A 16,461-nucleotide genomic window follows, 5' to 3' on the forward strand; every position below is an offset into this window, starting at 1 on the left:
CGAAGTTGCCTTGTGCGGTGCTCGCCGTCGTTATGGTGTCAACACCATTTCGGCCGCTGCGTTCCGTGTGCTGGGTCTTCACGACGCGCGATATGGTTCCAAATTTAGTCTAAACAACATGTAACCGGTCCGAATCAGAGGTTAATCCGATCAGAACATCAATCAATTGTGCAATGAGTGAGCGCATCAGCCAGCTAATCCTTTAAAATTGAGTCGATTATAACCCTCTCTTTTTAAAAAGAATTCACCGTTATGCGTGCCTCCCGTTTTTTTGTCTCGACTCTTAAAGAAGCACCATCCGACGCCGAAATCGTCAGCCATAAATTAATGATGCGCGCCGGCATGATTAAACGTCTCGGTTCTGGCATTTATACCTATATGCCGATGGGCTTGCGGGTTATCCGCAAAGTCGAAAATATCGTGCGCGAAGAGATGAATCGCTCTGGCGCGGTCGAACTATTGATGCCAATCGTACAACCTGCGGAATTATGGCAAGAAACTGGCCGGTGGCAGAAATATGGTGATGAGCTGATGCGGGTTAAAGATCGGCACGGTCGTGACTTCATCATCCAGCCAACCTCAGAAGAAGTGATTACCGACATTGCCCGGACTGAATTGCGCTCGTATCGCAAGCTTCCGGTGAACTTTTATCATATCCAGACCAAGTTTCGTGATGAACGTCGCCCGCGTTTCGGCCTGATGCGCGGTCGTGAATTCACGATGAAGGATGCGTATTCCTTCGACCGGGATCTGGATGGTCTGAAAAATTCGTATCAAATTATGTACGATGCTTATATTCGGATTTTTAATCGCTTTGGCCTGCAATTTCGTCCTGTCGCTGCCGACAACGGTGCGATTGGCGGTACCGGTTCGCATGAATTTCATGTGATCGCAGCCACCGGGGAAGATGCGATTGTGTATTGTCCTACGTCTGATTACGCTGCAAATATGGAAGCTGCCGAAGCGCTGCAAGTTGACGCAACGCGTGGTGCACCGACGCAAGCGCTGACAAAAACAGCGACACCAGGAAAAGCCAAGTGTGAAGCGGTTGCCGAATTATTGAACATTCCGCTAAGCGCGACCATCAAATCGATTGTGTTGACCGTTGAAAAAGCGGCGACGAAGACCGAGGCCGCATCGAGCCAGGTCTGGTTGCTGATGTTGCGCGGCGATCATATGCTCAACGAAATTAAGGCGAATAAAATTCCTGGCCTGGCTGGCTATCGCTTTTCGACGGAAGAAGAAATCGTTGACTGGTTCGGTACACCACCCGGCTATCTGGGGCCGATTAATACCAAAAAGCCTGTCATGGTCGTCGCTGATCGGACTGTCGCGAACATGCATGATTTCGTTTGCGGCGCTAATGAGGTGGATTTCCATTTCACGGGTGTTAACTGGGGACGCGATTTGCCAGAGCCGATGGTGTTTGATATCCGTAACGTGGTTGCCGGAGATCAGTCGCCGGACGGTAAAGGCGTATTGGAAATTCAGCGTGGGATTGAAATCGGCCATGTGTTTCAGCTTGGTACCGCCTATTCTGAAGCCATGAATGCTACCTTCCTGGACGAAAACGGTAAGCCGCAGCCGCTGCAAATGGGATGCTACGGCATCGGTATTACCCGCATTCTGGGTGCCGCCATTGAGCAAAACTTTGATGATAAAGGCATCATCTGGCCACTCGCCATCGCACCATTTGAGGTTGTTCTCTGCCCCATGGGCTATGATCGTAGCGAAGCAGTAAAAGCCGAAACCGACAAATTGTATGAGGCACTGCTTGCGGCTGGGGTCGACGTGATCCTCGATGATCGCGGCGAGCGTCCCGGTGCCATGTTTGCCGATTGGGAGTTGATCGGCGTTCCGCATCGTGTGGTGGTGGGCGACCGTGGCTTAAAAGAAGGGCAACTGGAATATCAGGGACGCCGCGAGACTGAGGCCACCAATGTACCGGTTGCGGAGATAGTGAATTTTGTGAAAGCGCGCTTGACTGCCTGATCGTTTAAGCGTCTAGTCGAGAATGCAGTGTTTCCGCGGAAATACTAAAAGGTTACTTTCCAGGAGTTCACTTGCGCTTGATTGGTCGTATGGTTCGGTGGATGTCGCTTGCACTGCTCTTTTTGAGCAGTGCGGCGCATGCCGGCAATCAAAAAGAAGAGGCAATGGCGGATTCGGTCCGGTTGGCTTTGTCGCGTTCGATTAACGACGCCGGCCCGCCGAAACCGCAGTTCACCGACATCAATCAGCGTATTCAATATTTGTTTTGGCTGGTCGAAATGTCGACACGTCTCAAAAAGAAATTTCCGGATGCGCAAATGCGGACCGAATTTCTGGAAACGACCTGGTATGAGTCCAAGCGGGCGGGTCTCGATCCTGCAATGGTATTGGGCTTGATTCAGGTCGAATCAGCATTTCGCAAGTACGCACTGTCCAGCGTTAACGCTCAGGGTTACATGCAGGTGATGCCATTTTGGACGCGAGTGATCGGAGATGCCGATCGCAGCAAGCTTTTTAATATGCAGACCAACTTGCGCTATGGTTGTGCGATCTTGCGGATGTATCTGGATATGGAAAAGGGCAATCTTTATTTGGCCTTGGGCCGGTATAACGGTAGCCGTGGCCGTCCGGAGTATCCCAATGCGGTTCAGGCCGCCTGGAAGCGCTGGGAATATAGCCAGGTTCCGCTGAGCACCACAGTAGCGGTCCAGTAGCGGTTCAGTAGCACTCTGAAGAACTAGCGGTGTTGTGATTGCCTTGCCGCCGGGCTTATGGCGACCGGTACTAGCGTACTGTCTGCGTCATCACACTGTGTTAGCCAGAAGGTAGAAACAAAAAAACCCGCGCAATGCGGGCGTTTTTGTTTGGCACTCAAGGTATTTTGTAACTGCTATACCTTAAGCATTGCTCAAGTGGTCAGAAATGAGTTTAGTCATTTCGAACATGGACACTTGTTTTTTGCCGCCAAAGACAGCTTTGAGCTTTTCATCAGCATCGATGTTGCGCTTGTTTTCTGGATTTTGCAGATTGTGCTTCTTGATGTATTCCCAAACTTTCTTGGTAACTTCAGTACGCGGCAACGGATCAGCGCCGACTACAGCAGCTAAAACGGCAGATGGTTTCATTGGCTTCATGAACGCTGCGTTTGGCTTACGTGCTGGCTTGTCTGCGGCTGCTACTTTTGCTGGTGCTGCTTTTTTAACTGCAGGTTTAGCGGCAGGTTTTTTTTCTGCAACTACTGGTTTTTTTGCTGTGGCCATCTTTGAGCCTCCTTGACGAAGAGAGTGTGAAAAATGCGTCAATCACGCATCGCTCATAGTGGTGCGGTTTTGGCGGTGATGCAAGTGTTTTTTATGGCTTTTGCAGGATTTATTATGGCTTGGTCAGAGGCACCCAAAAACATCAACTTTTCATAGGAGTTTGGGGAACTAAATACCACTCGATTTTATGGTATCTGTGATAACAAAACCGCCTTAAATAAGGCCTCCTGCATCTCGTTGATGCGGCGCCTTTAATGCAGCTATTGAAAGTGTCGAAAATGCGCGAAAGCCTTAACAATCAAGGCTTTATCGCGCTTATCGATGTGGCGCAATGGCCGGAAGCCAGTGTGCACGCTGGCAACTTGATGAAATGGGCAAGGATCACTTCAGGCCCGGCATCATGCCTTTCATGCTGCGCATCATCTTCATCATGCCGCCGCTTTTGAGTTTTTTCATCATTGACTGCATTTGATCAAATTGAGACAGCATGCGGTTGACTTCCTGCACCTGAACGCCCGCACCGGTGGCGATGCGGCGCTTGCGCGAGGCTTTGATTAGTTCCGGTTTTGCACGTTCCTGTGCTGTCATTGAGTTGATCATGCCTTCCATACGGCGCACCGATTTCTCGGCCTGGCCAGTATTTGCACCCGCCGCAGCTTGCTGCAGATGGGCTGGTAATTTATCTAACAGACTCGACATACCACCCAAATTCTTCATTTGGGCGAGCTGCATCTTGAAGTCGTTAAGATCGAATTTTCCGCCACCTTTGATTTTTTGGGCAAGGTCCTGCGCAGCGGCAACGTCAACACCCTTTTGAGCTTGCTCCACCAGTGCCAGGATATCGCCCATACCGAGAATGCGGTTGGCCATGCGGGTTGGATCAAACGCTTCAAGACCATCGAGCTTTTCGCCGACGCCGGCAAACTTAATCGGCTTGCCAGTAATATGCCGCACCGAAAGTGCGGCGCCACCTCGCGCATCACCATCCAGTTTGGTCAGCACGATACCGGTCAGAGGTAACGCGTCGCTAAACGCTTTGGCGGTGTTGATCGCATCCTGGCCGAGCATTGCATCGACGACGAACAAAGTTTCAATCGGTTTCACCGCGGCATGCACCGCAGTAATTTCCAGCATCATCGCTTCATCGATACCCAGACGTCCTGCGGTGTCGATAATTAGCACATCATGATAATGACGCTTTGCGAAGTCGAGAGCGGCCAGCGCGATATCAACTGGCTTATCAGTTGTCAGGCTCGGGAAAAAGTCGGCGCCGACCTGTTCGGTAACGGTTTTCAGCTGACCAATCGCGGCTGGGCGATAAACGTCGGTGGAAACGGTGAGAACTTTCTTTTTCTTCTGCTCGCGCAAATATTTAGCCAGCTTACCGACGGTGGTGGTTTTACCTGCACCTTGCAAGCCAGCCATCAAAATGATCGCTGGCGGCTGTGTGGCAAAATTCAGTTGCGATGCTTCCGGTCCAAGGTCCGCGCCCATAAGCGAGGCCAACTCGCGTTGCACCACGCCGACGAGAGCCTGTCCCGGTGTCAGCGAAGCGATAACGTCTTCTCCCAATGCTTTTTGTTTCACATTGGCGATAAATTCACGTACGGCAGGCAGGGCAACGTCGGCCTCTAGCAATGCCAAACGCACTTCGCGCAACATTTCGGCGGTATTAGTTTCCGTCAGGCGCGCTTCGCCGCGCATTGTTTTGACGACTTTGGCGAGACGCTGGGTAAGATTGTCTAACATAGGTGACTGTTTTTCAGAAGAGGGCGAATGGGCAATGCGTTATTGTGTCCGTTGTGTCCGCTGTGTTGGCGGATGCAATTTCACCACGGGTGATGACAGACGCGGCGCACTGAAAATAATTGGTCATTTTACCCGATCCGGATGCGAAACCCCTTTGAAGACCGCACAGACAGGCAGATTAGGGGTTTTTTTGAGGGAATTTTGCAGGTTAATAAGATAACCTTTGCATAAGGCACCAATTTCGACGAATTTATGGCGTTAAAAACACCATCTGGCGTTATATTAAATACGCTGAATTGCTCCCATTGTCGGTGTGTAACCATTCGAAACGGCAATTCCGAGATTTGATCCGGTGGCGTAAGCTGCAGACGGGAGCCGCCTCATCCGAGCGTGGGCTTAAGGTATTATTCTTCATATAATTCTTTGAATTATTCTTCGTATTATTCTTCGTATTGTTCTCCGCATTGTTCGTCTATTTACAGTTGAGGAGTGGTTATGACAGGAAACGCCGTTTCTGAAGCGCCACGTTTGGCAGTTTTGATCGACGCAGACAACGCGAGCGCGGCAATTGTCGATGGATTATTATCTGAGGTTGCCAAATACGGCGTCGCGAGCGTTAAGCGGATTTATGGCGATTGGACCGACAATCGACTAGGTAGCTGGAAAGAGTGCCTGTTGCGTAACTCGATCCAGCCGATTCAGCAGTTTGGCTATACCAAGGGTAAGAACGCGACCGATAGCGCGATGATTATTGACGCGATGGATTTGCTATACACCGGTCGTTTTGATGGGTTTTGCATCGTCTCAAGCGATAGTGACTTTACGCGCTTAGCCTCTCGCATTCGTGAGGAGGGGTTAACCGTGTATGGATTTGGAGAGCGTAAGACGCCACAGCCGTTCGTGACTGCGTGCGATAAATTTATCTATACCGAACTGTTAACCGAGCTGGCCGTATCCGAGGTCGCCGAGCAAGAAGGTACGGCTGATACGAACGGTAAATCTCATCGGGCCACGAACGAGCTGCGTCAGGATACGAGACTTTTGCGGTTGTTACGCAGCGGGGTTGAGGCAGTGTCGGATGAGGATGGTTGGGCGCAGTTGGGTTCGGTTGGCAGCTACATCGCCAAACAGGCACCCGATTTCGATGCGCGTGAATACGGCTACGCCAAGTTGAGTGGCCTGGTCGCAGCGACGGAGTTATTTGATGTCACGCAACGTACTTTGGCAAATAGTAAATCGGCAATATACATCCGTGACAAGCGTAAAAATAAGTAGTTGGTAACTTTAAAAGCACTAAGCCGTCACCATTATAGGGTGCTGCTCTTGGTTTCTGATTTGTTCGATGCGTTGTTAGCGTAGTCTGGGTTGCGGCTGAGACGGCATTATGCCGAATGGGAGAGGCATCCTGGCTCAGTCGAATTCTTTTAAGTAGTTGGCTAACACGCGCCCAGTAATCGGCCACATACTGCAGCGACATACTGTAAACTTATACGATGCAAACTTATCTATTCATACTGACAGCGTTTTTATATCTTGGTTGCGCGGTGTTACCGTCGAATCAGCGCAAGACCATTTCTGCGGTGGCTGCGATTGGCTGGCTGATGCATGGCGGTGAATTATGGACGGATGTAATTGGTCCGGAAGAAATACGCGTAGGTTTTTCGATGATGTTATCGGCAACGTTATGGGTTTCAGTCGCGGCCTATTGGCTTGAAAACCGCAACTATACGCTCGATGGATTACGTGTTCTGGTGCTGCCTGCGGCCGCGGTAGCGGTCATATTGCCGGCGCTTTTCCCTGGAAATATGGTGTCCCTGAGTGGCAAATCGCCCGTATTTTTGTGGCATATAGTGATTTCCATTCTGGCCTATAGCACGTTGACGATAGCGGCCTTCCATGCGGTTTTGATGGTGTTGCAAGAGTCTCGACTGCATACCCGGCCCGGTAACGTGGACATTAACTGGTTTGGCGCTGCTCTGGATCGTCTGCCAGCATTGTTGACGATGGAAAAATTGCTGTTTCGATTGATTGCGTTCGGATTCATTCTATTAACCTTGACGGTGTTGTCGGGTGTTGTGTTCTCCGAAGAGTTATTCGGGACCGCCTTTAAATGGGATCACAAGACCATTTTTACGATGTTGTCCTGGGGGCTGTTCGGTTTGTTATTAGCCGGGCGTAAATGGCAAGGCTGGCGTGGTCGGACGGCGCTTAGTTTTACCTTGATCGGGTTTACGGTTTTACTGCTGGCGTATGTTGGCAGTCGTTTTGTCCTGGAAGTTGTATTGCATCGGATCTTGGTATGAAATATGTGATTTGGTTAGTGATTGTGCTGGCGGTTATTGTCTGGTTTCAGCGCCTCAAAAAGAATATCGTCAATAAAGATGGAACCGGGCCTGACGGTGCCGGCAGGGCGGGCGATACCCGCGCCGGAGGGGCAGGGAGCGGCCGTCCATCATCCTTGTCGGGTGCGTCGCCGCCGGTTGAGGAAATGGTTGCTTGCGCACAGTGTGGGCTACATTTTCCTGCCTCCGAAGCCGTGACTGATTACGCCGGCACTGTGTTTTGCAGCGAAGAGCATCGGCGTCTACACGCCCCATGATCACCGGCGGTGATGCCGCCGCCGTGTAAGTTTTTGATTGGGGTTTTGAAATAAGCGTCCCGAATAGTGACGGAAATAGCGCGCATGATCAAATCCGCATTGTCTTTTCACTTGCCCAAAACGATGTCGGCTATTTTTAGCGATAGCGACAAGCCAGCGACGTTCTGGCGCACCCTGCAAACGTTTAACATTACCCGGATCGTCGTCGCACTGGTATTGCTGGTATACCTTAGTGCCAATGTAAAAAACGCGCTGCAATTTTCGGAGTTTTTCAATTACCCGGAAACCTGTTCCGTCTATTTACTTTGCGCAATAGTCTTTACGTTATTAGCGGCGTATTGGCAGCGCCAGTACCGGTTGCAAATTGTGGTGCAGATTATGGTGGATATAGGGGCGATTTCGATCCTCTATATCGGTGCAGGGGGTGCCAAAAGCGGATTAGCCATTCTTTTTTTGTTTCCCCTGGCGGGTGGCGCGATTTTGGCCTCGCTGCCGCTGGCGATGCTATTTGTTTCGATCGTTACTTTGGTGTTATTGGGCGAGAGCGGGTATCAGGTTTTACAGGCGGCTTCCGAAGCCACTACGGTCAAAGCCGGAATGTCGGGTGCGGCATTTTTCTTTTCAGTGTTTGTGATCAATCGGCTGGCGAATCGGTTGATACGCCAGGAAGATCTGGCCAATCAGCGGGGTAAGGATTTGCGCGTCCAGCTTGCCATTAATCGCATGGCCGTTGCCGATATGGGAGACGGTTTGTTGGTGGTGGGGCCGGATGGTACTATTTTGATGGCAAATCCGATGGCTGGGCGCATGTTGGCATTGTCGGTACTCGACGACGGTCCGCGCTTTAAGCTGGGCGATTTCCCCTCGCTGACGCCGATTACCGAGGCGTTCTTTGTCTGGGCAAAGACCGTCAAGCAACATCCTGATGTGACGGCGCCGGGCAATTCACCGGGCAACGCGCAAAATATGCACCCTACGCAGTCAATTTCAGATGCGACGTCCAGCGATTCGCCGTTTCTGGTCACCATTAAACACAATGACGACCGCAGGCTCAACGGCGTTTTGCCGGGCCTGATCGGGCATGAACTGGCGGCACATTTCAAACTACGCTTTGCTGCGGTAAAAACCGAGGACCTAAGCGAATATGTTGCGGTGATTTTTCTGCAAGATGTCAGCGAAATTGAAAATCAGGCCCAACAATTGAAGTTAGCATCAATGGGACGACTGACCGCAAGTATTGCCCATGAAGTTCGCAATCCGCTATCGTCGATATCGTACGCGGCGACGCTGTTAACCGAGGATGCCACGAATCCGACGCAAGTACGCTTGCTCAATATTATTGAGGATAACGTGGCGCGTCTGAACCGGATGATCGAAGATATCCTCTCGCTATCGCGGAAGGTGCAACGGCAAACGGCACCTATCCTGTTGGGGCCGCTGGTATCGGATATCGCGGATGAGTTTCAGCAAATGAATGTCATTAAACCAGGCGTTTTGCAGCTCATTATTTCTACCTCCGGGGAGGATGGTGTTTGGTTCGACCCCTTGCATCTGCGTGAGGTTCTGGTAAATTTGTTGTCTAACGCTCTGCGTTATGCGAGTGGTGGTCCAAATAGTATGCGGCTTCAGGTCATGACGAACGCGTCCGGTGGGCTGGAGTTACACGTGCAAGATGATGGCGATTCCATCATGCCAGCCGTTCGTTCACATTTATTTGAGCCGTTTTACACGACGTCGAATAAAGGAACCGGGTTAGGGCTGTTTCTGGCGCGCGAGTTGTGTTTGAATAACGGCGCCATGCTGGATTATGAATATCGGCACGAGGCGCATGAAGACCTGACAGGGCGATTTGTAATCGCATTTGCGGTCCGTGGGCCAATTTAATTTTTTTTATTTGAGCGGGAAAATTGTTGCTATGACTTCACCCCGTATTCTGGTAGTCGATGACGAAGCGCACCTACGCGAACTGTTGGAAATCGCGTTGGTTAAAATGGGTCTGGACGTCGATAGTGCCGACTCGCTGACGGAGGCGCGACGCCTCCTTTTGCTGCGTGATTATGCTCTCGTGCTGACTGACATGCGGCTTCTTGACGGACTCGGCATTGAGCTGGTGCGCGAAGTTGTGGCCAGCGGCAAGATGACTCCGGTCGCTGTCATTACGGCATTCGGCAGTGCCGACAATGCCGTCATGGCGCTTAAGGCAGGCGCTTTTGATTATTTATCGAAGCCGGTCGCACTCGATCAGCTGCGTTTGATGGTGCAATCGGCGCTACGCGTACATGCGCCCGAGCGCAGCGGGCCGCCGACTGCCGGGGGGGCTGGCATGTCGCCACGGGGCGATATCAGCCACACCAAAGCCAGCGCGCCTCCCTTACGTCTGATTGGGGTTTCAGCGGCGATGCAGGATCTGCGGACCCAAATTGCGAGGCTGGCGCGGAGCATGGCACCCATTGCAATCAGCGGCGAATCCGGCAGCGGGAAAGAATTGGCCGCACGCGATTTGCATGCGCTCAGTCCGCGAGCCGATAAACCTTTTATCGCGGTGAATTGCGGTGCTATTCCCGAGAATTTGATGGAAGCCGAATTTTTTGGCTATCGTAAAGGTGCGTTTACTGGCGCAGCCGATGATCGTGACGGTTTTTTTCAGGCCGCAAATGGCGGTACCTTGTTACTCGACGAAGTGGCTGACCTGCCGTTGGCGATGCAGGTCAAATTATTGCGTGCGATTCAAGAGCGTCGGGTCCGCAAAGTCGGTGCCACCACGGAAGAGGTGGTAGATGTACGTCTGGTAAGCGCCACTCACCAAAATTTGGCCGAGTGCGTCGAAAAAGGCAAGTTTCGTCAGGATTTGTATTACCGTTTGAATGTCATCGAGCTTCATCTGCCGCCGTTGCGGGAGCGGGCCGACGATATTGGTCTTCTGGCTGAAGTCATTTTGGCGCGTCTGACCTTTCCGGACCCACACCAGGCGCCGGTAGCGCTGAGTGCTGCCGCCTTGCAAGCACTACACGGATATACCTTTCCCGGAAATGTCCGCGAATTAGAAAATATCCTTGAGCGGGCTCTGGCGTTTGCCAACGATGGCGTGATCGAAGTGTCTGATCTGGCATTAAAAACATCGGGACTTCGGCAAAGGGAAGCTGCCAGCGCCACCGAGTCGCGAGAACCAATTGGTCCGGAGGAATCGGCGGCGACCGTTGCTGCAATCATCGCAATGGGACAACAATTCGTGATTCATCCGGATGATGCCAACGTCACGTTGCCGCCATCACTGCCGATGCATTTAGACGATGTGGAACGTAATATCATCCGGCAGGCGTTGGGGCGTACCCAATTTAACCGCACTAAAGCCGCCGAGTTATTAGGGATCAGCTTTCGTCAATTGCGGTATCGGATGCAGCGGTTATCAATTCATGAGCAGGAATGATGGGGTTTCGTGATAATGGATAAAGTGTCCACAACCGGTGCCGCGGTGATCACACCGACCGTTGCGGCAACCATCCAGCCTGCGAAATCGCCGATTTTTCGGATTGGCGAGGACGGCTGGTGTGTTCCCGTTACCGGACGAACTTCATCAGTTGCGCATCTGCATTCGCCGAATTGCGATGCGCGGCCTGTCGACAGTGGTATCGCATTGTTGGTCATTCACAATATTAGTTTGCCACCCGGACAATTTGGCGGCCCTTTTATTGCGGACCTGTTTTGTAATCGCCTCGACTACGATGCTGATCCGTACTTTGATCATTTACGACCATTGCGGGTGTCTGCGCATTTCTTGATTCGTCGCGATGGGTCCGTTGTGCAATTTGTATCGACCAATCAAAGAGCATGGCACGCGGGTGTATCATCCTTTGATGAACGGCAGGGTTGTAATGATTTTTCGATCGGGATTGAACTCGAGGGCACCGATTTTGAATCCTTTGCCGCTCCGCAATATCCTGCATTGTGTGCACTGACCGATGCATTGATGTGTCGTCATGGCCTGGTGGCCGTGCGTGGGCATAGCCATATTGCACCTGGGAGGAAAAGCGATCCAGGCCCATTTTTTGACTGGCATCAATACCAGCAAGGCTTGGCGGACTATCAACCGCAAGTACTTACCAACCTCACATTGCGCTTCCCCATTGGGGACTAGGAAAGTCAATAGATTTTGACTTTTGTGGCGAAAAAAGATTCTATGAATCCACGCGTTTAAGCATTGCGTCCATACAGTTCAGGTACTACAATTAGTACATACACCGATACAAAAAACTATATATAGTGTTTTGTGTTGAAGATGTAGCTCTCCATTTCGCTGTGTTGGTGCCTTATCTACATGTTTTTATCTGCGTTTCTTATTGTCATATTAAGAAGGTTTCAGTAGTCATGTTGGATGGCCACAATACAGCCCCCTCACTTAAATTGATCACTTTTGACATCGCGTCAAATGGATTTCGCGTTTACGTGTATTTGGTCAGTTCTTTGCAGTCCATCAGTTGCAGTAATCAGTGGATGCAGCGTAAGCGTGGTGGTGTGTCAGTGAATCCTGAAGATTTCAGTGGTTCTCATTAATAGTTAACAACAACGGACGCGTTAAACGCGTCTGTCAACTCAGCTCGGGAGGCTCAGTGCAATCTACTCAAGAAATTTCCGTTAAATCTTCCTCCGAATTCGGTGGTGCATCGTCGCAATCTGGTAAGAGTCCCGCTCCCGTGAATTCGCCAGTCAGTTTTGGTGATTATCGGATCATTCGCCGCAATGGTTCAGTGGTCGGATTTGAACCGTCCAAGATATCAATTGCCGTGACCAAGGCTTTTCTAGCCGTCAACGGCGGTCAGGGTGCGGCCTCCGCCCGTGTCCGCGAATTAGTCGAACAGTTGACCCTCAACGTGGTAAATGCGTTGGTACGTCGTCAGCCAACTGGCGGCACGTTTCACATTGAAGATATTCAGGATCAGGTCGAGTTGTCGCTAATGCGTTCCGGCGAACATGACGTGGCACGTGCTTACGTCTTGTATCGCGCCAAGCGCATGGAAGAGCGCGCGCAACTGACTACCAGTAGCGCTGCTGTGGCGTCGGCCGAACTGTACGTCACTGAAGATGGGCAGCGTCGGGTTCTGGATATGAATCAAGTGCGCGATTTGATTTCCGCCGCCTGTATCGGTCTGGAAAAACATGTCGATGCCGAAGCGATACTGTCGGAGGCAGTTAAAAATCTCTACGACGGCGTGCCAGTCGAAGAGCTGCACAAGTCTGCAATTTTGGCGGCACGTGCGTTGATGGAAAAAGATCCTGCCTATAGCACTGTGACAGCGCGTTTGCTGATGCACACAATTCGTAAGGAAGTCTTCGGTAAAGAAGTGACGCAAGCGGATGCACCAGCGGAATACCTTGAATATTTCCCAAAGTATATTAAAAAGGGTATAGATGCAGATTTATTGGATAGCAAGCTGGCCCAGTTCGATTTAAAAAAACTGGCTGATGCGTTGCAACCAGAACGTGATCTGCAATTTGCCTATATCGGTCTGCAAACTTTGTATGACCGCTATTTCCTCCACATACAAGACGTGCGTATCGAAATGCCGCAAGCATTTTACATGCGCGTAGCGATGGGCTTGTCGTTGAATGAAGTTAACCGCGAAGAGCGGGCAATTGAGTTCTACAATTTGCTATCCAGTTTCGATTTCATGAGCTCCACGCCAACCCTGTTTAATTCAGGGACATTGCGCTCACAACTGTCATCGTGCTACCTGACTACCGTTTCGGATGACCTTGAAGGTATCTACGACGCGATCAAGGAAAACGCTTTATTGGCGAAATACGCTGGCGGTCTGGGTAATGACTGGACGCCGGTGCGTTCGCTTGGCGCGCACATCAAGGGCACCAACGGCAAATCACAAGGTGTGGTCCCGTTCCTGAAGGTGGTGAACGATACGGCTGTTGCAGTTAATCAAGGCGGTAAGCGTAAGGGCGCAGTGTGCGCTTATCTGGAAACCTGGCACATGGATATCGAGGAATTCCTCGACCTGCGCAAAAACACCGGCGATGATCGTCGTCGCACCCATGACATGAACACGGCGAACTGGATTCCCGATCTGTTTATGAAGCGCGTGATGGAAAAAGGAGAATGGACCCTGTTCTCGCCGAGCGATGCCCCGGATCTGCATGACAAGGTCGGTAAGGCGTTTGAAACGGCTTACATCGGCTACGAAGCGAAAGCCGCACGCGGTGAACTGCGCACCACCAAGAAATTGCACGCGCTGGATCTGTGGCGCAAGATGTTGTCGATGCTGTTTGAAACCGGTCATCCATGGATTACGTTTAAAGATCCTTGCAATATCCGTTCGCCTCAGCAACACGTCGGCATGGTGCACAGCTCTAATTTGTGTACAGAAATTACGCTCAACACGAACGAGTCGGAAATCGCGGTCTGTAATCTCGGCTCAGTCAATCTGCCAGCGCACATGAAAGACGGCAAACTTGACCCGGTCAAGCTCCAAAAGACTATTAGTACAGCGATGCGGATGCTGGATAACGTCATTGATATCAATTACTACGCCGTTAAAAAAGCGCGTGACTCTAACTTGCGTCATCGTCCGGTAGGTCTGGGTATCATGGGATTCCAGGACTGCCTGCACATGATGCGGATTCCTTATGCATCCCAGGAAGCGGTCGAGTTTGCGGATCGTTCGATGGAAGTTGTTTGTTACAACGCCTATTGGGCCTCCACTGCGTTAGCAGAAGAGCGCGGTCGTTACAGTTCATTCCGCGGTTCTTTGTGGGATCGTGGCATCCTGCCGCAAGATTCCCTGAAGTTATTGGCCGAAGAGCGCGGCGGTTATCTTGAGACCGACATGTCGGAGTCGCTCGACTGGACGTCCCTGCGCGCTCGTATCAAAGAATTTGGTATGCGTAATTCGAATTGCGTGGCGATTGCGCCAACTGCGACCATCTCGAACATCATCGGTGTATCGGCATGTATCGAACCGACGTATCAAAATCTGTACGTGAAATCGAATTTGTCCGGCGAGTTCACCGAGATTAACGCTTACCTGGTACGTGACCTGAAGGCCCGCGGCTTGTGGGACGAAGTCATGATCTCGGATCTGAAGTATTTTGACGGCAGTCTGGCTAAAATTGATCGCATACCGCAAGATTTGCGCGCTATTTATGCCACGGCGTTCGAAGTCGAACCTTCATGGTTGGTCGAAGCGGCATCCCGTCGTCAAAAATGGATCGATCAGGCGCAGTCGCTCAATATCTATATGGCAGGTGCATCGGGCAAAAAACTCGACGAAACCTACAAGCTGGCTTGGTTGCGTGGTCTTAAAACCACCTACTATCTGCGCACGATCGGTGCTACCCACACTGAAAAATCAACCACCAAAACCGGCGCGTTGAATGCAGTGTCGGTGGATGGTGCTGCCAGCGGCGGTGCGATGGCAAACTATGCGGCCAAGGCCAGCGTGGCGACGGTATCGGACGAACTGGAACTGGATGGCCCGGCGTGTACGATGCGTCCAGGTGATGCCGGTTTCGAAGAGTGCGAAGCCTGCCAGTAATCTACTCGCCGACTATTCAGTATTACGGCACGTTTCAGTCGTTGTGGGCGTGCCGATCAGCAAAGTAACACCAGGTTTGAACACGAACTGTTGCGCTGGCTGAACTAAAGTCGTGCGCGCTAATCAAAAGACAAAGTAAAGGAAGAAATATGCTCTCTTGGGATGAACAAACAAGTTCAACACCCGCCTCGCGTGGAATGCCGCCTGGATCGCAACCGGTCCAGTCGACCGAAGCGCCCGTGGACACGACGCATCGAGTTAATGCAGCCGACAAGCGCATTATCAATGGACACACCGACGTCAATCAACTGGTGCCATTTAAATATAAATGGGCGTGGGATAAGTATTTGGCCGGTTGCGCGAATCACTGGATGCCGCAGGAAATTAATATGCAGCGTGATATTGAACTGTGGAAGAGTCCGAACGGATTGACCGATGACGAGCGTCGTCTGGTAAAACGTAATCTGGGTTTCTTCGTTACTGCCGACTCGCTGGCTGCCAATAATATCGTGTTGGGTACATACCGCCATATCACCGCGCCGGAATGCCGCCAATATTTGCTGCGTCAGGCATTTGAAGAGGCTATTCATACCCACGCCTATCAGTACATTGTTGAGTCGCTGGGTTTGGACGAGGCAGAAATTTTTAATGCGTATCACGAAGTAAAATCGATTCGTGACAAAGACGAGTTTTTGATTCCGTTCATTAACACCCTGACCGATCCTGAGTTCAAGACCGGCACAACCGAAAATGACCAGAAATTATTACGCTCGTTGATCGTGTTCGCCTGCATCATGGAAGGTCTTTTCTTCTATGTCGGTTTCACTCAGATCCTTGCGCTTGGTCGTCAAAATAAAATGATGGGTGCCGCAGAACAGTACCAATATATTTTGCGCGATGAATCAATGCACTGTAACTTCGGCATCGATTTAATCAACACAATCAAGATGGAAAATCCGCATTTGTGGACCTCAGAATTTCGCGATGAAATTAAATCGTTGTTTTTAAGCGCTGTAGAGTTGGAATATCGCTACGCAGAGGATACAATGCCGCGTGGAGTACTCGGTTTGAATGCGCCAATGTTCAAAGGTTATTTGCGGTTCATCGCAAATCGCCGCGCGCAGCAAATCGGACTGGACCCAATGTTCCCTCAGGAAGAAAATCCCTTCCCCTGGATGAGCGAGATGATCGATCTGAAAAAAGAGCGCAACTTTTTTGAGACACGTGTCATTGAGTATCAAACCGGCGGTGCACTGAACTGGGAATAACGGTACCAGAATCTCCGACAAGAATATGAGGTGGACGGAAAGATGCAGCGAAC

Annotated in this window: 11 protein-coding genes and 1 pseudogene; 10 read left to right on the forward strand and 2 right to left on the reverse strand. The window is 51.0% G+C overall.

The window, feature by feature from the left end; genetic code table 11:
* The first annotated feature begins 252 nt into the window (after positions 1-252).
* Positions 253-1,992, forward strand: coding sequence for a proline--tRNA ligase (locus tag JQN73_RS10625; RefSeq protein WP_205322984.1), 1,740 nt, complete (start codon positions 253-255; stop codon positions 1,990-1,992).
* Positions 1,993-2,093: 101 nt separating this feature from the next.
* The gene (locus tag JQN73_RS10630; RefSeq protein WP_205323311.1) at positions 2,094-2,705 is read left to right on the forward strand and encodes a lytic transglycosylase domain-containing protein; all 612 of its coding nucleotides are present in this window, start codon (positions 2,094-2,096) and stop codon (positions 2,703-2,705) included.
* Positions 2,706-2,888: 183 nt separating this feature from the next.
* On the opposite strand, the gene JQN73_RS10635 is transcribed toward JQN73_RS10630, so the two are convergent.
* Together JQN73_RS10635 and ffh are read right to left on the reverse strand one after the other, a co-directional pair.
* Positions 2,889-3,251, reverse strand: a complete 363-nt coding sequence (locus JQN73_RS10635; RefSeq protein ID WP_205322985.1) for an SWIB/MDM2 domain-containing protein — start codon at positions 3,249-3,251, stop codon at positions 2,889-2,891.
* A 381-nt stretch (positions 3,252-3,632) separates the two neighbouring features.
* The gene (gene ffh, locus JQN73_RS10640) at positions 3,633-5,000 is read right to left on the reverse strand and encodes a signal recognition particle protein (protein ID WP_205322986.1); all 1,368 of its coding nucleotides are present in this window, start codon (positions 4,998-5,000) and stop codon (positions 3,633-3,635) included.
* A 495-nt stretch (positions 5,001-5,495) separates the two neighbouring features.
* Here ffh and JQN73_RS10645 point away from each other — a divergent pair.
* From JQN73_RS10645 to JQN73_RS10680, 8 genes and pseudogenes are all read left to right on the forward strand, one after another.
* Positions 5,496-6,272: pseudogene (locus JQN73_RS10645) on the forward strand (NYN domain-containing protein); the annotation flags it as partial.
* Between the two features lie 221 nt (positions 6,273-6,493).
* Positions 6,494-7,303 carry an inner membrane protein YpjD gene (locus JQN73_RS10650; RefSeq protein ID WP_205322988.1) on the forward strand — a complete coding sequence of 270 codons (810 nt, stop codon included), beginning with the start codon at positions 6,494-6,496 and terminating at the stop codon, positions 7,301-7,303.
* Complete coding sequence (locus tag JQN73_RS10655) at positions 7,300-7,599, forward strand: PP0621 family protein (RefSeq protein WP_205322989.1); 300 nt, start codon at positions 7,300-7,302, stop codon at positions 7,597-7,599. Before JQN73_RS10650 ends, JQN73_RS10655 begins: the two co-directional genes overlap by 4 nt.
* 84 nt (positions 7,600-7,683) lie before the next feature.
* The gene (locus JQN73_RS10660) at positions 7,684-9,483 is read left to right on the forward strand and encodes a PAS domain-containing sensor histidine kinase (protein ID WP_240162505.1); all 1,800 of its coding nucleotides are present in this window, start codon (positions 7,684-7,686) and stop codon (positions 9,481-9,483) included.
* A 31-nt stretch (positions 9,484-9,514) separates the two neighbouring features.
* Positions 9,515-11,026, forward strand: coding sequence for a sigma-54 dependent transcriptional regulator (locus JQN73_RS10665; RefSeq protein WP_205322990.1), 1,512 nt, complete (start codon positions 9,515-9,517; stop codon positions 11,024-11,026).
* 15 nt (positions 11,027-11,041) lie between these two features.
* A complete protein-coding gene (gene ampD / locus JQN73_RS10670; protein ID WP_205322991.1) occupies positions 11,042-11,734 on the forward strand; it encodes a 1,6-anhydro-N-acetylmuramyl-L-alanine amidase AmpD in 693 nt (230 codons plus the stop codon).
* Between the two features lie 472 nt (positions 11,735-12,206).
* Positions 12,207-15,140, forward strand: coding sequence for a ribonucleoside-diphosphate reductase subunit alpha (locus tag JQN73_RS10675; protein ID WP_205322992.1), 2,934 nt, complete (start codon positions 12,207-12,209; stop codon positions 15,138-15,140).
* A gap of 197 nt (positions 15,141-15,337) precedes the next feature.
* Positions 15,338-16,408, forward strand: a complete 1,071-nt coding sequence (locus JQN73_RS10680) for a ribonucleotide-diphosphate reductase subunit beta (protein ID WP_240162555.1) — start codon at positions 15,338-15,340, stop codon at positions 16,406-16,408.
* Positions 16,409-16,461: the final 53 nt, after the last annotated feature.

It is taken from the genome of Glaciimonas sp. PAMC28666 (assembly GCF_016917355.1).
Classification (GTDB): Bacteria; Pseudomonadota; Gammaproteobacteria; order Burkholderiales; family Burkholderiaceae_D; genus Glaciimonas.